Source organism: Pseudomonas sp. P116, assembly GCF_020149425.1.
Classification (GTDB): domain Bacteria; phylum Pseudomonadota; class Gammaproteobacteria; order Pseudomonadales; family Pseudomonadaceae; genus Aquipseudomonas; species Aquipseudomonas anatoliensis.
In genome coordinates, this window is record NZ_JACVHB010000008.1 from 293,108 (window position 1) to 311,511 (window position 18,404).

Annotated in this window: 17 protein-coding genes; 6 read left to right on the plus strand and 11 right to left on the minus strand. The window is 59.8% G+C overall.

All coding sequences use genetic code 11. The annotated features are described in order from the left end of the window. Positions 1–264 precede the first annotated feature (264 nt). The 9 genes from panC to dksA all read right to left on the minus strand — a co-directional run bounded on the left by panC (position 265) and on the right by dksA (position 11,131). On the minus strand, positions 265–1,125 hold the full coding sequence (gene panC, locus ICA15_RS24980; RefSeq protein WP_210554918.1) for a pantoate--beta-alanine ligase: 861 nt from the start codon (positions 1,123–1,125) through the stop codon (positions 265–267). Beyond that, positions 1,122–1,922, minus strand: coding sequence for a 3-methyl-2-oxobutanoate hydroxymethyltransferase (panB, locus tag ICA15_RS24985; protein WP_150602232.1), 801 nt, complete (start codon positions 1,920–1,922; stop codon positions 1,122–1,124). The genes panC and panB overlap by 4 nt, the downstream gene beginning before the upstream one ends. 402 nt (positions 1,923–2,324) lie before the next feature. Next, entirely contained in the window at positions 2,325–2,810 is a 486-nt protein-coding gene (folK, locus tag ICA15_RS24990) for a 2-amino-4-hydroxy-6-hydroxymethyldihydropteridine diphosphokinase (RefSeq protein WP_210554919.1), read from the minus strand. A gap of 3 nt (positions 2,811–2,813) precedes the next feature. Continuing rightward, positions 2,814–4,214, minus strand: a complete 1,401-nt coding sequence (locus ICA15_RS24995; protein WP_042561099.1) for a polynucleotide adenylyltransferase PcnB — start codon at positions 4,212–4,214, stop codon at positions 2,814–2,816. A 734-nt stretch (positions 4,215–4,948) separates the two neighbouring features. Beyond that, positions 4,949–6,385 carry a sigma-54-dependent transcriptional regulator gene (locus ICA15_RS25000; protein ID WP_150688187.1) on the minus strand — a complete coding sequence of 479 codons (1,437 nt, stop codon included), beginning with the start codon at positions 6,383–6,385 and terminating at the stop codon, positions 4,949–4,951. A 22-nt stretch (positions 6,386–6,407) separates the two neighbouring features. Then, complete coding sequence (locus ICA15_RS25005) at positions 6,408–9,362, minus strand: sensor histidine kinase (RefSeq protein ID WP_162184591.1); 2,955 nt, start codon at positions 9,360–9,362, stop codon at positions 6,408–6,410. Next, positions 9,346–9,522: a hypothetical protein gene (locus ICA15_RS25010; RefSeq protein ID WP_003176118.1), complete on the minus strand. Its 177-nt coding sequence runs from the start codon at positions 9,520–9,522 to the stop codon at positions 9,346–9,348. Before ICA15_RS25010 ends, ICA15_RS25005 begins: the two co-directional genes overlap by 17 nt. Before the next feature lie 77 nt (positions 9,523–9,599). Next, entirely contained in the window at positions 9,600–10,496 is an 897-nt protein-coding gene (gluQRS, locus tag ICA15_RS25015) for a tRNA glutamyl-Q(34) synthetase GluQRS (RefSeq protein ID WP_210554933.1), read from the minus strand. Positions 10,497–10,687: 191 nt separating this feature from the next. Further along, positions 10,688–11,131, minus strand: a complete 444-nt coding sequence (gene dksA, locus ICA15_RS25020) for an RNA polymerase-binding protein DksA (protein WP_042561095.1) — start codon at positions 11,129–11,131, stop codon at positions 10,688–10,690. Between the two features lie 334 nt (positions 11,132–11,465). Between dksA and ICA15_RS25025 the strand changes: the two genes are divergently transcribed. Both ICA15_RS25025 and sfsA read left to right on the plus strand, forming a co-directional pair. Beyond that, the gene (locus tag ICA15_RS25025; RefSeq protein ID WP_210554920.1) at positions 11,466–12,638 is read left to right on the plus strand and encodes a pyridoxal phosphate-dependent aminotransferase; all 1,173 of its coding nucleotides are present in this window, start codon (positions 11,466–11,468) and stop codon (positions 12,636–12,638) included. Next, complete coding sequence (gene sfsA / locus ICA15_RS25030; protein WP_210554921.1) at positions 12,638–13,351, plus strand: DNA/RNA nuclease SfsA; 714 nt, start codon at positions 12,638–12,640, stop codon at positions 13,349–13,351. The genes ICA15_RS25025 and sfsA overlap by 1 nt, the downstream gene beginning before the upstream one ends. Here the strand turns inward: sfsA and ICA15_RS25035 are convergent. Further along, entirely contained in the window at positions 13,348–13,665 is a 318-nt protein-coding gene (locus ICA15_RS25035) for a Rieske (2Fe-2S) protein (RefSeq protein ID WP_150602237.1), read from the minus strand. The genes sfsA and ICA15_RS25035 overlap by 4 nt on opposite strands. Positions 13,666–13,824: 159 nt before the next feature. On the opposite strand from ICA15_RS25035, the gene ICA15_RS25040 reads away from it, so the two are divergent. The 4 genes from ICA15_RS25040 to ICA15_RS25055 are packed head-to-tail and all read left to right on the plus strand — an operon-like array spanning position 13,825 to position 17,371. After that, on the plus strand, positions 13,825–14,697 hold the full coding sequence (locus ICA15_RS25040) for a hemin ABC transporter substrate-binding protein (RefSeq protein ID WP_210554922.1): 873 nt from the start codon (positions 13,825–13,827) through the stop codon (positions 14,695–14,697). Positions 14,698–14,747: 50 nt separating this feature from the next. Next, entirely contained in the window at positions 14,748–15,731 is a 984-nt protein-coding gene (locus tag ICA15_RS25045) for a FecCD family ABC transporter permease (protein WP_191627705.1), read from the plus strand. Then, positions 15,731–16,498 (plus strand): heme ABC transporter ATP-binding protein, encoded by a 768-nt coding sequence (locus tag ICA15_RS25050; RefSeq protein WP_210554923.1) that lies wholly within the window; start codon positions 15,731–15,733, stop codon positions 16,496–16,498. Before ICA15_RS25045 ends, ICA15_RS25050 begins: the two co-directional genes overlap by 1 nt. 21 nt (positions 16,499–16,519) lie before the next feature. Beyond that, complete coding sequence (locus tag ICA15_RS25055) at positions 16,520–17,371, plus strand: ChaN family lipoprotein (RefSeq protein WP_210554924.1); 852 nt, start codon at positions 16,520–16,522, stop codon at positions 17,369–17,371. Positions 17,372–17,602: 231 nt separating this feature from the next. On the opposite strand, the gene ICA15_RS25060 is transcribed toward ICA15_RS25055, so the two are convergent. Next, positions 17,603–18,397, minus strand: a complete 795-nt coding sequence (locus ICA15_RS25060) for a Crp/Fnr family transcriptional regulator (RefSeq protein WP_210554925.1) — start codon at positions 18,395–18,397, stop codon at positions 17,603–17,605. Positions 18,398–18,404 lie beyond the last annotated feature (7 nt).

Consider the following 18,404-nt stretch of genomic DNA (forward strand, 5'->3'; position numbering starts at 1 on the left):
GCGCTGCAATCTGTCTTGACTTTGTCTGACCCGATCCCTGTACTTTTTTAACATCAGTAATGGGATTTGGCCGACAAAAGGGGAGGGAGGGGTATACCCGAAGTCTTCAAGAGCGGCAACAAACCTTGAAATGCAATCTTCACAACGCCGAATAACACTGTAGGAGTGAGCCTGCTCGCGATAGCGCACTGACGTTCAACAATGATGCTGAATGTCAGGTACTCATCGCGAGCAGGCTCACTCCTACAGGGGGGGGCGGTGTTTTCAGACAGGACTATCGAGATTCAGGTGCAGGTTATCGATCAATCGCGTAGTACCGAGGAACGCCGCCACCAGAATCACCAGATCACGGTCTTCAGCCGCGGCCGGACGCAAGGTCACGGCGTGGCGGATTTCCAGATAGTCCGGGCGCAGGCCAGCGGCTTCGAGCTGCTGCAGTTGCGCGCTGATCAGTGCCGGGAAATCCCGTTCACCTTGCTGAATCGACTCGGCAATCGTGCTCAGGGTGCGATAGACCACTGGAGCTACGGCGCGTTGTTCTTCGCTGAGGAAACCGTTGCGCGACGACAGTGCCAGGCCATCGTCAGCGCGGACTGTCGGTTCGCCGATGATCTGGATTGGCATGTTCAGGTCATGCACCAGCGCGCGGATCACCGCCAGTTGCTGGAAGTCCTTCTGACCGAAAATCGCCAGATCCGGCTGGACCATGTTGAACAGTTTGCTGACCACCGTCGCCACACCTTCGAAATGCCCCGGACGGCTGGCGCCGCACAGACCTTCGGAAAGTTGCGGCACGCTGACCCGGGTTTGCCCGGCCATACCATCGGGATACATCTCTTCGACGGTCGGCGCGAACAGCAGCGAGCAACCGGCTTCCAGCAGTTTTTCCTGATCCGCCGCGAGGGTACGCGGGTATTTGTCGAGGTCTTCGCCGGCGCCGAATTGCAGCGGGTTGACGAAAATGCTCGCGACCACGAAATCCACGCGTTGCGTGGCTTTGGTCACCAGCGCAACGTGGCCGCTGTGCAGGTTGCCCATGGTCGGCACGAAGCCGATGCGCTTGCCTTCGCTACGGGCGCGGGCTACAGCAGCGCGCAGTTCGCGTACGGTTTTGACGGTGTTCATGCAGAGAATCCGTGTTCGATGCCAGGGAACGTGACGGCTTTGACTTCGCTGACGTAGGCCTTGAGGGCCGAATCGATACTGTCCTGACCGTGCATGAAGTTTTTCACGAACTTGGGTACGCGGCCGGAGATCGACAGACCGAGCATGTCGTGCAGCACCAGGACCTGACCATCGGTAGCGCTGCCAGCGCCGATTCCGATGACCGGAATCTTCACTGCCTGACTGATTTCGGCAGCCAGTTCGCTTGGTACGCATTCGAGCAGCAGCATCGCCGCACCAGCCTGTTCCAGCGAGATTGCGTCCGCACGCATCTGCCGCGCCTGGTTTTCATTGCGGCCCTGCACTTTATAGCCACCGAGAATGTTCACCGCTTGCGGCGTCAGGCCCATGTGCGCGCAGACCGGGATACCGCGTTCGGCAAGCAGACGGATCGACTCGGCCAGCCACAGCGCACCTTCGACCTTGATCATGTGCGCGCCGGCCTGCATCAGCATGGCGGCGTTGGTCATGGTTTGCTCAAGCGTGGCGTAGGCCATGAACGGCAGGTCGGCCATGATCAGGGCATCGCGATTGCCGCGTTTGACGCAGGCAGTGTGATAGGCCATTTCTGCGGTGGTCACCGGCAGGGTGCTGTCGTGACCTTGCAGAACCATGCCGAGTGAGTCGCCCACCAGCAACACTTCGACACCGGCCTCGTTGCAGGCGTGGGCGAAAGTCGCGTCATAGCAGGTCAGCATGGTGATCTTTTCACCTTTCTGCTTGAGGCTCTGGAGCGTGGTCAGGGTGATGGCTGGCATGTAAAAAATCCTCGTTCAGGCGCTCTGGAAACTACTGCGAGTAACGCGCGTGATTCTTTATCTACTCAGGCGCACGGTCTTTTGTCGTGCTTATAAGGCCTGGATTGCGCCCGTATGTGCCGGGTTGGCGGCAGCGGGACGCCTATAGTCGTGAGGAGCCAAGCGGAAGTCAATTGCGTGTGTTACCGCGTTGTTACGTGGGGAGTGTTACCGGCGTTACTGATGCGATTCAGCGGCGCGGCGGGGCTGAATCAGAGAATTTTTGTCGGACAAAAATAGCGATGCCGCACGCTATCCATGTAGGAGCTGCCGAAGGCTGCGATCTTTTGATCCTTGGGGTTTTAAAACAAGAGCAAGATCAAAAGATCGCAGCCTGCGGCAGCTCCTACAGGGGGATTTGCTTCAGGCTTGGGGGAGGCGTTCGAGGCCGACGAAGGGGCAGGCTGCCAGCAGATCGGCGAGGCTGCGGCCATCGGCAAGGCGCAAATCGGCAGGAGCCAGCTCGGCCATCGGATACAGGACGAACGCGCGTTCCTGAATCTGGTAGTGCGGTACTTTCAGTCTTGGTTCGTCGATCAGTCGATCACCGAACAGCAGAATATCCAGATCCAGCGTGCGCGGCCCCCAACGCTCAAGGCGTTCGCGGCCCTGATCGTTTTCGATGGCTTGCAGGGCGTCGAGCAGATCCAGCGGAGCTAACGTGCTGTCGAGCGCGGCGACCGCGTTGGTGTAACGCGGTTGGCCCCGCAGCAGCGAGTCGCTTTGATAGAACGCGGAAACGCCGACGAGTGCGGTCTGCGGCAACTGCCCCAGCGCGTCGACCGCGCTGCGCAATTGTTCGGCAGGGTCAGCGAGGTTGCTGCCCATGCCGATGTAGATGCGTTCCATGCCTTACTCGCCCGTGGCGCTCGGCGCACCGGCGCGCTTGCGCTTGGAACCGCCGCTGCGACGACGTTTGCGCGGCGCACCGCTGGCGTCATCACCTTTGCCACTGAGGTCGCGGATCATGTCGCGACGTTCGCTGTCGTTGGCGTCCTGATAGTCAGTCCACCATTCGCCCAGGCCATCGGTCTGCTCACCGGCGCTTTCACGCAACAACAGGAAGTCGTAACCGGCGCGGAAGCGTGGGTTGTCGAGCAACAAATCGGCACGCTTGCCGCTACGCCGTGGCAGGCGTTCCTGCATGTCCCAGATTTCGCGGATCGGCATGGTGAAGCGCTTTGGAATCGCAATGCGCTGGCACTGTTCGGCGATCAGCTCGTGCGCGGCTTCCTGCATCGCCGGAATCGGCGGCATGCCACGCTCTTGCAGACGCAAAACGCGGGCCGGCAGGGCGGGCCACAGCATCGCGGCAAACAGGAACGCCGGGGTCACCGGTTTGTTCTGCTTGATGCGCAGGTCGGTATTGGTCAGCGCTTCGCTGATCAATGTGTGGGTGTAATCCGGGTTGTGATCCAGCGCGTCGGCACTGGCCGGGAACAGCGGGGCGAACAGTTGCAGATCGACCAGCATCTCGAAGGTGATCGCACCGTGCCCGGAGAGGAACAGCTTGAGTACTTCTTCGAACAGGCGCGCCGAAGGAATCTCGCGCAGCATCGGCGCCAGTTCGCGGATCGGCTGAACGGTGTGTTTTTCGATGCCGAAATTGAGCTTGGCGGCGAAACGCACGGCCCGCAGCATGCGTACCGGGTCTTCCTGGTAACGCTGCTTTGGATCGCCAATCAGGCGGATCAGGTGATTGCGAATGTCGTGCACGCCGTTGGCGTAATCGAGAATGCGCTCGCTGACCGGATCGTAATACAGGGCATTGATGGTGAAGTCGCGGCGTTGCGCGTCTTCTTCCAGGGTGCCGTAGACGTTGTCGCGCAGAATCCGCCCGCTTTCGTTACGCGAAGACTGGTTACTGTCTTCGTCGTCTTCGTTTACGGGGTGATTGGCGCGGAAGGTCGCGACTTCAATGATTTCGCGACCGAAATGGATATGCACCAGTTTGAAGCGACGGCCGATGATCCGCGCATTGCGGAATTCGGCACGGACTTGCTCGGGCGTGGCGCTGGTGGCGACGTCGAAATCCTTGGGTGTGATACCCAAAAGCATGTCACGCACGCAACCGCCGACCAGATAGGCCTGGTAACCGGCGCCCTGCAAGCGTTCGACAATGTTGACCGCGTAGCGGCTGAATTGCGTTTTCTGCAGCGAATGTTGACCGCTGTTGAGCACTTCAGGGGTGCTACGGATGTGTTGCGTACGACGCACGGGAGTTCGGAATGACTGGAACAACTTCTTCAGCATGGGATGCACTGTTTGAAGGAATGTTCGGCCATACCAAAGAATGACCGCATGATGGGCGCAGATTCTAGCATTTAGTCAGGGGATGGTGTAGGAGACAGCCGATTTGCCGTGCAAGTCGCGGGCTACAGGCTTCTGATGCTATGAAAACGGGGATTTTTACCGGAGGGAGAAACTACAAGGGGAGCCGAAGCTCCCCAAGAAAGTAGTTGCGTGCTCTTTTTATTGTTGATTCGGGCTTCTTGTTTTTGTTGAGTGCCCTCGCCATGAAGCTTTTCCTTCATGACCCTCCCAATCGGGAGCCAAGAGCAAACGGATTGCTTTGGTCGCTGAATTGCAGTGATCTCTCGATCCAACCAGTACAGGCTCTGTCTTAGGACAGTTTTTGTTGTTCTCGGCCTGGTCGTGGGGCAAGCCCCAAATACAACGCCTCTCCAAAAGAATCAGTTAGCTGCGCCTCTCGCCGTCTTGTTTTTATTGTGCGTGAGTCGATTCGTCTTATTTTTATTGTCTTGTGCATTGCTTGTTATTGTTCTTGTACCAAACATATAGCAGGGTGCGTGCCAACTTTTGCGAGGCCTAATAAAACAAGGGGTTAGGTCGATATAACCGTTTTGTCGGGACGAAAAAAAGCCGGGGTTTCGTTACCGATAACCCCGGCTTCTGTTACGTGAATGGACTGAGGTAACAGTTTTTTCACATCTTTAAACGTTACCCGCACACTCGACAGGTAACGTTCAGCTCTCGCTGGCGACCCCGGTCTTGCGCCGTGGAATGCCCAGACGCTGACGGCGTTCCCACAGGCATTTGCGGCTGACGCCCAGTTTGCGCGCCAGTTCGGTCTCGGTCATGTGGTCTTGATGCTCGAGGACGAAGTGCTGGAAGTAGTCCTCCAGCGACAGGTCTTCGGTCGGTTCGTGGCTGCTGTTGCTGGCGTTACCGCCCGTTTGCGGTGGCAGGCCGATGAACTCGTCGTCTTCCAGATCGCTCAGCTCGATGTCGATGCCCAGCAGCTCCGCGGAAATTTCCGGGCTCTCGCTGAGAATCACCGCGCGCTCGACAGCATTTTCCAACTCACGCACGTTACCCGGCCAGGAATAGTGACGGATGGCCTGTTCGGCATCCGCGGCGAATGTCAGGTCAGTGCGGTTGATGCGCGCACTCTGGCGGGCGAGGAAGGCGCTGGCGATCTCGTTGACGTCAGCACCGCGCTCGCGCAAGGCCGGCAGTTTCAACGCGATCACGTGGAGGCGGTAATAAAGGTCTTCGCGGAACTGGCCGATTTTCGCCAGGCTCTTGAGGTCCCGGTGAGTGGCCGCGATCAGGCGCACATCGACCTTCTGCGACTGCACCGAACCCACCCGGCGAATTTCGCCTTCCTGCAACACACGCAGCAAGCGGGCCTGGGCTTCGAGTGGCAATTCACCGATCTCGTCGAGGAACAGCGTGCCACCGTCCGCCGCTTCGACCAGCCCGGCGCGCCCGGCGCTGGCGCCAGTGAACGCACCTTTTTCGTGGCCGAACAGTTCGGACTCGATCAGGCTTTCCGGGATGGCCGCACAGTTCACCGAGATCATCGGCGCCTTGGCGCGTTTCGACAGATTGTGCAGCGCACGCGCCACCAGCTCTTTGCCGGTGCCGGACTCGCCCTGGATCAACACATTGGAGTCGGTCGGGGCGACTTTGCGGATCTTGCTGTACAGGTCCTGCATCGGCGGGCACGAACCGATGATGCCGATTTCGCCATTGCTGTTGTCGACGGCGGATTTGCCGCTGCCATTGGCGGTTTTGGCGGTAACGGTCTCCCCGGCGGCAGGCGCCGATTGACGGTCACGCAAAATTCGCGCGACAGCCTGAAGCATTTCATCGTGGTCGAAAGGCTTGGCGATGTAGTCCACCGCGCCCATCTTCATCGAATCCACTGCCGAGCGCAGGCTGGCGTAACTGGTCATGATCAGCACCGGCGTGCCTTGGCCAAGCTTGATCAGTTCGGTGCCAGGGGCGCCCGGCAAGCGCAGATCGCTGACGATCAGATCGAACGTAGGAATGGTGAAGCGTTCTTGTGCTTCCTGCACTGAACCGGCTTCGCTCACCTGGTACTGGTTACGTTCCAGCAGGCGGCGCAAGGCGGAGCGGATAATTGTTTCGTCTTCGACGATCAAAATGTGCGGCATTGATTCGATACTCTCGACGGTCTCAGTTCACAGCGGACGTCGCTTCGACATGACGCGGTAAGGTCACCCGGATACGGGTGCCGCGTTGGCTTTGTACATCAGCCGGGCTGTCGATGGTGATTTGTCCATAATGCTCTTCAACGATGGAATAGACCAGTGCAAGGCCCAGACCGGTGCCTTCGCCAGGGTCCTTGGTGGTGAAGAAGGGTTCGAACAATCGGTCCATGATGTTCTTCGGAATACCGCTGCCTTCGTCCTCCACGATCAGATCGACCGTGTGTTCGCCGGCTTCACTCTTGACCCGCACCGCGCTGTGCGGCGGCGATGCGTCGCGGGCGTTGGAGAGCAGATTGATCAGTACCTGGGCAAGCCGCTGCGGATCGCCTTCGACCCAATGATCGGGATCGCACAGGTTGTAGAACTGCACTTCAAAATTGCGTCGGTTCAACGCCAGCAGCCCGATGGCATCCTGCGCGACTTCGGCCAGACAGACGGGCTCGTCACTGTGCTGATGGCTGCCAGCGTGGGCGAAGCTCATCAGCGACTGGACGATGCGTGACACGCGTTTGGTCTGTTCGAGAATCTGCCCGCTGATTTCGGTCAGTTCGCTATCGTCTTCGCGTTCTTCGCGCAGGTTCTGCGCCAGACAGGCGATGCCGGTGATCGGATTGCCGATTTCATGGGCCACCCCCGCAGCAAGGCGACCGATGCTGGCCAGGCGCTCGGAGTGCACCAGTTTGTCTTCGAGCATCTGGGTTTCGGTGAGGTCTTCGACCAGCAGCACCAGACCGCTGTTACCGGGGGCCAGCGGCTCGTCAATCGCTGCCTTGTGCAGATTGAGCCAGCGCGTCTGGCCGTCGAGGGCCAGGTGTTGTTTGTGCAAGTGCTCATCGGGCAGGTTGATAAAGCCTTGCAACAATTCTTTCCACGGATCGCCGATGGTGCTCAGGCGCGAGCCGACCACGCGTTGCGCAGCAATCCCGGTGAGTTCTTCCATGGCCTTGTTCCACATCAGGATCTCCTGATCCTTGGCCAGCGAGCAGACGCCCATCGGCAGTTCCTGCAAGGTCTGGCGGTGGTAGCGGCGCAGGGCATCGAGTTCAGCGGCAAGACCTGTGAGGCGCGAGTGGTAATCCTCGAGACGGCTTTCGATGAAGTGAATGTCTTCGGTGACGTAGTTTTCGCCGCCGGCCTTGTACGGCAGGAAGGTTTCGACCATATCCTGAGCGACGCTTGGGCCCATCAGACCGGAAAGGTTGGCTTCGATACGGTCGCGCAAACGGCGCAAGGCATACGGGCGGCGTTCATCGAACGGCAGATAAAGATCACGCAGCGCCTGTTCGACTTCTTTCTGCGCAGCCTTGGCGCCCAGCGGTTTAGCCAGTTGTGTGGCGAATTCCTGTGGCGAGGCGGCGTGCAGTTCGCGGCGTTGCGGGCGACGCACATTGTCCACCGCGCAAGCTTCGGCAGCGGACGCCTCTTCCGGGCTGGCGTTGGTGAACAGCGAAATCAGAGTGAACATCAGCACGTTGGCGGCCAGCGAGGCGATCGCCGCCATGTGCCAACTGGTGTCGTCCAGCACGTAAATCATGTTCAGCAGCGGGATGTAGAAACCTTGCAGATTGCCGACCAGCGGCAGGAGCATGGTCACCACCCACACCAGAATCCCCGCCAACAGCCCGGCGATAAAGCCGCGACGGTTGGCGGTCGGCCAGTACAGCACCGACAACACGCCCGGCAGGAATTGCAACGTGGCTACAAAAGCGACGATGCCCAGATTAGCCAGATCCTGCCCGGCGCCGAGCATCAGATAAAAGCCGAAACCGGCCATGATGATCGCGACGATCAGCGCCCGGCGAGTCCACTTCAGCCAGCGATAGATGTTGCCTTCGGCGGGCGGCTGATAAAGCGGCAGCACCAGGTGGTTCAGCGCCATGCCCGACAGTGCCAGGGTGGTGACGATGATCAGGCCACTGGCCGCCGACAAACCACCCACGTAGGCGAGCAATGCCAGCGGCTTGCTGTTGGCGGCGATGCCGATGCCGAGGGTGAAATATTCCGGGTCGGTAGTGGCGCCGAGCTTGAGGCCGGCCCACAAAATCAGCGGCACTGCCAGGCTCATCAGCAGCAGGAACAGCGGTAAACCCCAGCTTGCGCTGACCAATGAGCGCGGATTGAGGTTTTCGGTGAAGGTCATGTGATACATGTGCGGCATCACGATCGCCGAAGCGAAAAACACCAGCAGCAGCGTGCGCCACGGGCCTTCCTGCAACGGCGTGTGCAATGCGGCGAGGGCGGTCTGGTTTTGCAGCAGCCACAGCTCAAGTTGTTGCGGGCCGTCGAATACGCCGTACAGCGCATACAGGCCAACGCCGCCGAGGGCGATCAGTTTGATCACCGATTCAAAGGCAATCGCGAACACCAGCCCTTCGTGCTTCTCGCGCGTCGCGATATGTCGGGAGCCGAAGAAAATCGTGAACAGAATGATCAGCGCACAGAACGCCAGCGCCACGCGGCTCTGAATCGGCTCGCCGGTGAGGATACCAATGGAATCGGCCACCGCTTGAATCTGCAACGCCAACAGCGGCAGCACGCCGATCAGCATGAAAATCGTGGTCAGCGCCCCGGCCCAGGTGCTGCGAAAGCGGAAGGCAAACAGATCCGCCAGCGACGACAGTTGATAAGTGCGGGTGATTTTCAGAATCGGATAGAGCAGCACCGGCGCCAGCAGAAATGCGCCGGACACCCCGAGATAACTGGACAGAAAGCCGTAGCCGTACTGATAGGCCAGGCCCACCGTGCCGTAGAACGCCCAGGCACTGGCGTAAACCCCCAGCGACAAGGTGTAAGTCAGCGGATGGCGAATGATCGCCCGTGGAATCATTCCACGCTCACTGATCCAGGCCACGCCAAACAGTGCGGCCAGGTAGGCGGCGCTGATCAGCAGCATCTGGGTCAGGCTAAAGCTCATCGGCATCTTTTTGGCTCTGCAGGATGAAGGTCACGACAATCAGGATCAGCCAAAGCAGATAGGGGCGATACCAGGCGCCCGTAGCGTCGATCCACCAATCCATGATGGCGGGCGAAAACAGATATATCCCCACGACCAAAAGCAGGACCAAGCGATAGATGTACATCCCGGCCTCTCTTTTTTATGCGCGTGCCCGAAAACGTGCGGCGATGGTAACGGATGGCTGCGCGACTGCAAGTGTCGTCATAGCAGTTGCGCTTCGGGCAGGGTCAGTGTGCGCGGGATCCTGGTGGCATCCCAGTGCGCGCTGCCCCACTTCAGCAGTTCCTGCGGCGTGGCGTGTTCGAGTTCTGCGCCGGGATTTTGCCCCAATGCACGCAGGGCCCGCAGCAACAACGGCGTAGCTTGATCCGCCTCAAGCGGCGGCGAGCGGTAGGACTTGCCGAGTTTGTTGCCGTCCGGTTGAGTGATCAACGGCAGGTGCAGGTAACGCGGTTGACGCAAGCCCAGCAGTTCTTGCAGGTAGAGCTGGCGCGGCGTGGAGTCGAGCAGATCGGCGCCACGGACGATATCGGTGATGCCTTGCCAGGCATCGTCGAGCACCACGGCCAGTTGGTAGGCATAGAGGCCGTCGCGACGGCGAATCACAAAGTCGCCGACATCGCGGCCCAGATGCTGGCGATATTCGCCCTGCACCCGATCAATGAAGTGATATTCCAGCTCCGGCACGCGCAGGCGGATCGCCGCGTCTTGCTGGTCGTGGCCCGCGTTGCGGCACAACCCCGGATAAATCCCGTGATAAGGCTCCAGTTGTTTGCGCGAGCAAGTGCAGGCGTAGGCCAGGCCATGATTGAACAGGCTGTTGAGCACTTGGGCGTAAGCGTCATGTCGATCGCTCTGGCGCACCATGTCGCCATCCCATTCAAAGCCATAGCTTTCCAGGGCATTGAGAATCGCTACCTGCGCGCCGGGCTCTTCGCGCGGCGGGTCGAGATCCTCCATGCGTACCAGCCAGCGGCCGCCGACCGAACGCGCGTCGAGATACGAGGCGAGGGCAGCGACCAGCGAGCCGAAGTGCAAGTGGCCACTGGGTGTCGGGGCGAAGCGGCCGATGTAGGCGGGGGATGTCTTGGCAGTCATGGCGGCGATGTTACTTTCCGGGGGTGTACACAACACCTTGTAGGAGTGAGCCTGCTCGCGATCGCGGTCTGGCATTCAACATCGTAATTGACTGACCCACCGCTATCGCGAGCAGGCTCACTCTTACAAGGGGCAAACGGCAGAAACAAAAACGGAGCGTTCGCACGCTCCGTTTTTCGTTCAGGTCGATATTACTTGCCGACCTGCTTTTCCTTGATTTCAGCCAGGTTCTTACAGTCGACGCACATGTCGGCGGTAGGACGGGCCTCGAGGCGCTTGACGCCGATCTCGATGCCGCAGGATTCGCACCAGCCGTAATCTTCGTTCTGGATCAGATCAAGCGTCTTGTCGATCTTCTTGATCAGCTTGCGCTCGCGATCGCGGGCGCGCAGCTCCAGGGCGAATTCTTCTTCCTGGCTGGCACGGTCGGCCGGGTCAGGGAAGTTGGCCGCTTCGTCTTTCATATGGTCGACGGTACGGTCGACTTCCTGCATCAAGTCCTGTTTCCACTTGTTCAGGATCTTGGTGAAGTGGGCACGCATTGGAGCGCCCATATACTCTTCGTCTTTGGCCTGAACATAAGGTTCGAAACCGCTGACGGTCGGATTAGCCTGTTGCTTTGCTTGGGTGGGCATGAAATGGACCGCCTCTACTCTTGTAATCCATTGCGCAGGATTGCTCCATCACCGACACCTGCCGGCCCTGCGGCTGCAAGCGGGCGAACTTACCAGATCAATTCGGCCCGCGCTACTCCCGGATGTCGAGGCTGCGGCCGACGGTGCCTGGAAATGTTTGCCAAGCCATGTCTGGCGGTGTTGAAGACCTGTTCAATCACTGATTTTAGTCAATCCTGGAGCGTACGTTCGTATCGTTACAGTCCAGCGTTCTTGTGGCTGTGACCGCTACGGGTTCTCGCTCGTTCCGGCAGATGGGTAGAATCGTTTCTTTTCCCCCGTCGAAGGAAGGCCAATGGCTCAGCCCTACAGTGCGCGCAGTCGTGCGATCGAACCGTTCCATGTGATGGCGCTGCTGGCGCGGGCCAATGAATTGCAGGCCGCGGGCCACGACGTGATCCACCTGGAAATCGGCGAGCCGGACTTCACCACGGCCGAGCCGATCATCCAGGCGGGGCACGCGGCACTGACGGCGGGCAAGACGCGCTACACCGCCGCGCGCGGTATTCCCGAGCTGCGCGAAGCGATTTCCGGTTTTTATCAATCGCGTTACGGCTTGAACATTGACCCGCGCCGCATCCTGATCACGCCGGGAGGCTCCGGGGCCCTCCTGCTGGCCAGTGCCCTGCTGGTCGATCCCGGTAAACACTGGTTGCTGGCGGACCCGGGTTACCCGTGCAATCGGCACTTCCTGCGCTTGGTCGAAGGCGCGGCGCAGCTTGTTCCGGTAGCGCCGGAGGTGCGTTACCAACTGACTCCGGATCTGGTCGAGCGGCACTGGGATCACGACAGTGTCGGCGCACTGGTCGCGTCGCCCGCCAACCCGACCGGGACGATCCTGACCCGCGATGAACTCGCCGGGTTATCCACAGCCATCAAGGCGCGGCACGGGCATCTGGTGGTGGATGAGATCTATCACGGGCTGACTTACGGCACCGACGCGGCCAGTGTTCTGGAAGTTGATGACAGCGCTTTTGTGCTCAACAGTTTCTCCAAATATTTCGGCATGACCGGATGGCGTCTCGGCTGGCTGGTCGCACCGGATGCAGCGGTCAGTGAATTGGAAAAACTCGCGCAGAACCTCTACATCAGCGCACCGAGCATGGCCCAGTATGCGGCGCTGGCGTGTTTCGAGCCGGATACCATCGCGATTCTTGAGGAGCGCCGAGCCGAATTCGGCCGACGTCGAGATTTCCTGCTGCCAGCATTACGCGAACTGGGTTTCAATATCGCGGTAGAACCTGAAGGCGCGTTTTATCTTTATGCGGATATCAGCAAGTTCGGCGGCGATGCCTTCGCGTTCTGCCGTCATTTCCTCGAAACCGAGCACGTTGCGTTCACGCCGGGTCTCGACTTTGGCCGTTATCAGGCCAGTCACCATGTGCGATTTGCCTACACGCAAAACCTCCCTCGCTTACAGGAAGCGGTGGAGCGGATTGCCCGTGGCTTGAAGAGCTGGCAAGCCTGATGCGTTTTTATCCTCCTCTGGAAGAGGCGCGACTGATCCGTCGATATAAGCGTTTTCTCACCGATATCGAGACCGTTAGCGGCGAGTTGCTGACTATTCACTGCCCGAACACAGGTTCGATGCTCAATTGTCAGGTCGAGGGTGGGCAGGTCTGGTTTAGCCGCTCCAACGACCCGAAACGCAAACTGCCCGGCACTTGGGAAATCGGTGAGACCCCGCAGGGACGGTTGTTCTGCGTGAATACCGGGCGCGCTAACGGTTTGGTTGAAGAGGCGTTGCAGGCCGGCGTCATTACCGAGTTGAACGGCTTTACCGTGTTGAAGCGCGAAGTGGCTTACGGACAGGAAAAAAGCCGCATTGATTTCCGCCTCGAATACCCGAGCGGCCCGGCTTATGTCGAAGTGAAAAGCGTCACGCTGGGTTTCGATGGCACGAACGTGGCGGCGTTTCCAGATGCCGTGACTCAGCGTGGCGCCAAGCATTTGCGTGAGTTGGCGCACCTGGCGCGGGACGGGATTCGTGCAGTGCAGCTGTATTGCGTGAATCTCAGCGGGATTGAAGCGGTGCGTCCGGCCGAAGAAATCGATTCGGCCTACGCCGAGGCGTTGCGTGAAGCGGTCGCCTGCGGTGTTGAGGTTTTGGCTTACGGCGTTCGCTTGAGCCATGAAGAAATGGTGATCGACCGCCGCCTCGACGTGCTGCTCAACGGTTAAACATCTATCCACAGGCCTTGCGCATCTTCGCGGCAGGGTATGGCCGTCAGCGATTGCCCGGCACACGGTCCGGAAACGCATTCACCGTCCTCGATCAGAAACAGTGCACCGTGGGTGGCGCACTGGATCAGGCTGTTGCTCTGATCGAGAAACTGATCGGGGTGCCATTCCAGCCCGACACCGCGGTGCGGGCAGCGGTTGAGGTAGACATACGCCTGACCGTTGCGGCGCACGGCAAACAGTTTTTGCCCATCGACATCAAAACCGCGACTGCCGGCCTCGGCCAGATCGGTGCCGGCGCAGAGAAACTTCATGGCTATCCTCTAGTGTCGTGTCGGGATATGTCCGAGCTTGACGTTTAAATGCAAACAATTATCAAATGGCGGCCTTCACCCGAAGGCGCCGGCCAGATGCCGAGGATACTTGGCCTGACATCCTGACGCCCGGGAAAACCTTGTTCAAGGAAGCTGTGTATGCGCCTGAGTACCCGCGTTGCTGTGCTGTGTGTCGGACTTCTGGTCAGTCACCAGGCTGCAGCGGCTGATTTGCCGCAACGTTGGGTCAGTGCCGGCGGTGCGCTGTCGGAGTGGGTCAGTGCGCTGGGCGGCGAGTCGAAACTGGTCGGCGTCGATACCACCAGTCAGCATCCGCAAGCCTTGAAGGCCCTGCCGAGCATCGGCTATCAGCGCAGTCTGTCTGCGGAAGGCATCCTCAGCTTGCGTCCGGACATTCTGATCGGTACCGAGGAAATGGGCCCGCCACCAGTGCTGGCGCAGGTGAAAGCGGCCAACGTTCGGGTGGAATTGTTCTCGGCTCAACCGGATCTGCCGACACTGGAGAAAAACGTCACCCATCTGGGCCGGCTACTCGGAGCGGAAAAACAGGCCGCGCAACTGCTGCAGAGTTATCAACAGCAACTCGACGCGCAAAAAACGCGGGTGACTGACGCGCAATCCAGACAAAAGGCGCCGGGCGTGCTGCTGTTGCTCGGGCATGCCGGTGGCAAGCCGCTGATTGCTGGCAAGGACACCGCCGCTGACTGGCTGCTGGAACAGGCAGGCGGGCATAATCTCGCCACCCACACCGGGTACAAGCCGTTTTCTGTGGAATCCCTCGCCAGCCTCGATCCAGAAGTGTTGGTGTTTTCCGACCGAGCGTTAACCGGTGAAGCGGCCAAGGTTGCGTTGTTCAAGGAAAATCCGATTCTCAACGCCAGCCGCGCGGCCAAGGCCGGACGGGTGCTGGAGCTCGATCCGACCTTGTTGGTCGGTGGGCTCGGACCACGGTTGCCAGCAGCGCTGAAAACCCTGTCTGACGGTTTTTACCCGGCCAAGAGCGGCCAATGACCACACTGGTAAAACCTCGCAGCCTGTTCATTGGCCTGACACTTCTGTGTTTGCTGGCGATCTGGTTGTCGTTGGCGTTGGGGCCGGTCAGCTTGCCGCTCTTCGATACCCTGCGTGCGGCGTTGCGCATGATCGGCGTACCGCTGGCACCGGAAGGTCTGGAGCAGGCTGAGCTGATTCTCGGGCAGATTCGGCTGCCGCGAACCTTGCTCGGGCTGGCGGTCGGCGGCGTGCTGGCGTTGTCGGGTGTGGCAATGCAAGGGTTGTTTCGCAACCCGTTGGCGGATCCGGGGCTGGTTGGCGTTTCCAGTGGCGCGGCGCTGGGGGCGGCGGTTGCGATTGTCGGTGGCTCGTTTTTTGGCGGCTTGCCGGAATGGTTCGGGCCTTATCTGTTGTCGGCGTGCGCGTTTCTTGGTGGGCTCGGTGTTACGGCACTGGTTTATCGGCTCGGTAGGCGCAATGGGCAAACCAATGTCGCGACCATGTTGCTGGCGGGGATCGCTCTGACGGCACTCGCCGGTTCGGCGGTTGGCCTGTTCACTTATCTGGCGGACGACGCGACCCTGCGCACACTGACGTTCTGGAATCTCGGTAGCCTCAATGGCGCCAGTTATGCGCGGCTGTGGCCATTGCTGATCATCAGTGCCGGTGTGGCGTTGTGGTTACCGCGTCGGGCGAAAGCACTGAACGCCTTGTTACTGGGTGAATCCGAAGCCGGGCATTTGGGCATCGATGTCGAACGGCTCAAGCGGGAATTGGTGTTCTGTACGGCGCTGGGTGTCGGCGCTGCGGTGGCGGCGGCGGGGATGATCGGGTTTGTCGGGCTGGTGGTGCCACATCTGGTGCGATTGCTGGCAGGGCCGGATCACCGGGTCTTGCTGCCGGCCTCGGTGTTGGCCGGGGCGAGCCTGTTGTTGCTGGCTGATCTGGTGGCTCGACTGGCCCTGGCGCCGGCGGAATTGCCGATCGGTATCGTCACGGCGTTTATCGGTGCACCGTTCTTTCTATATCTGCTGCTGCGAGGGCGTGCCTGATGTTGCGTGCGCACAATCTGCACATCCTCCGTGGTCGTAAAACCGTGCTCAGCGGTATCACCCTTGAGCTTGAACCGGGTGAAGTACTCGGTGTGCTCGGCCCGAATGGCGCCGGTAAAAGCACCTTGCTCGGCGCTTTGTGCGGTGAATTGACGGCCAGAGAGGGAGAAGTCTCGCTTGACGCGCACGTGTTGAGCCATTGGACCGGCACCCAGCGCGCGCAACGCCTGGCCGTGTTACCGCAGGTGTCGACGCTGGATTTTGCCTTTCGCGTCGAAGAAGTGGTCGGCATGGGGCGTTTGCCTTATCAAAGTGGCCGGGTGCGCGATGACGAGATTGTCGCCGCGGCACTGGCGGCCGCAGACGCCGGGCATCTGAGCGGTCGCAGTTATCTGGCGTTGTCCGGTGGCGAACGGCAGCGCGTGCATCTGGCGCGGGTGCTCGCGCAACTCTGGCCGGGGCAGGCGGGGCAAACGCTATTGCTGGATGAGCCGACCTCGATGCTCGACCCGCTGCATCAACACACCACACTGCAAGCGGTGCGCGAGTTTGCCGATCGTGGCGCCGCCGTGCTGGTGATCCTGCATGATCTGAATCTGGCAGCACGTTATTGTGATCGCGTGTTGCTGCTTGAAGGCGGGCGTCCGGTAGCACTGGATACGCCGCAACAGGTATTGCAACCGGATACGCTCAAAGCCGTGTTCGGCCTTGAGGTATTGGTGCAGCCGCACCCGGAGCGTGGGCATCCGCTGATCATCGCCCGCTGACTTTCTTATCAAGGTGATCGCATGCGTGGGATGTGGCTGTTGGCTGTGTTGTTGCTCGCCGGGTGTCAGCATGTTGCTGCGCCGCCGCCTATCGGTGGTCAGATTCGTGATCTGCACAGCGGTCAGGCGCTGACCGCGCAGCAATTGCTGGCACGCCTCGCTGAACCTGATCGGGTGATCGTCGGTGAGCAGCATGACAACGCCGACCATCACGCTGCGCAGTTATGGCTTTTACAGTCGCTTGGCGAACTACGGCCGCAGGGCAGCCTGCTGCTGGAAATGCTCACGCCGGATCAACAGGCCAAAGTTACTGCGGTTCGCCAGTCCGCGTCGCCTCCCTCTGACCTTCCCGGCGCATTGGCCTGGCAGGAGGGTTGGGACTGGAATCTCTACGGACCAATTGTCCGCTTCGCCCTCACGCAACCGTACCCGCTGCTGGCCGCCAACCTGGATAACGGCGAAATCCGTGCCTTCTATCGCAATGCGCCCGTTTTGAGCGGCGAACGCAGCAATGCTGAAGCAGTGAAAACAACTTTGCTGGGGCAGATCGGCGATTCTCACTGTGGTCTGCTGCCAGATTCACAGATGCCGGCGATGCTGGCGGTTCAGCAGCAACGGGATCGACGCATGGCAGAGCGTTTGCTCTCGGCGCCGACTCCGTCCTTGCTGTTGGCCGGCGGCTGGCATGTGCGCAAGGATGTCGGGGTGCCGCTGCACGTCGTGGATGTGGGCGAGCCCCGAGCACCGACGGTGCTGATGCTGGCAGAGCAGGGCGATGAGGTAACTCAGGCGATGGCCGATTACGTCTGGTACACCCCCGCCACGCCGAAGCGCGATTATTGTGAAGAGATGCGTAAACAGTTCGGCAAATGACTTTTCCACAGGCAAAAAAAGACCCGGTAAAAACCGGGTCAAATAACCGTGATTAGCCTGATGAGGAGATAATCTGAGAGTCCGAACCAAGGGCTTTTCAGAATATCGACTGATCTCGCGACCAGTTGTGATAATCATAGCGATTCTCATTACCAAGTCAATCGCTGATTCTGCATTTATTTGATTTAGTCTCTGCAATGGCCGGAATGCCCCGTAAATAAAGGGTTGGAGCTACCCTTTGTCAGTCGTCAGTTGGGCGATCTGTTTGTTCAGTTGGCCGATGCGCCGCGCCATGCTCTCGATCAGGCTGTGGGCGATCTTCGGATTGCTGCGAGTCATGCTCAAAAATTGATCACCGGGAATCAGCATGACTGTGCAAGGTTCTCGGGTTACCACCGTAGCGTTGCGCGGCTCCCCGGTGAACAGCGCCATGGCGCCGAAGATCTCGTCCTTGGGAACCTCACCGACCTTGTGTCCATCGACAAAGGCTTCGGCATGCCCGTCGATGATCACGAACACGTGATCGGCGGGGTCGCCCTGGTGAATCAGGGTTTCCCCGGCCTCGACCCGTTTGAAACCGTTGGTACTGCGAAACTCCCGCGGTTTCAGTTCGGCCACGGCGTGGGCGAGGAGGGCCATTTGTCCCAGCAGATACTCGAGAAATTGCTCCGCACGGCTGGCGTCCGCCAATAAATGCTGGAAAACGTCACTGCGCCGATAAGGCAGCAAACGTAACGGCCCGTCACTGCGCAAGCGGCAATCGGCCCAGGCGTCACTCTGCTGGAGGCCGATCAAGTCGCCTTCCTGCCAATAGAACAGCGCGCGCGAACCGATGAAACCGTTGACCACCCCTTCTGCCAGTAGAAACACTTGATCGCCGGGCAACTGCGCCGACAGGTCATCAGTCGCTTCCAGCTCAATTGCCGGCCCGCACGATAAAAGGCCTTCCAGCCACTGTGCAGGCAGACTCTGCAAACGGTTGATCAATGCGTCGGCCAATGCCGATTGTTCCCCAAGCAGGTACATGGCAGTC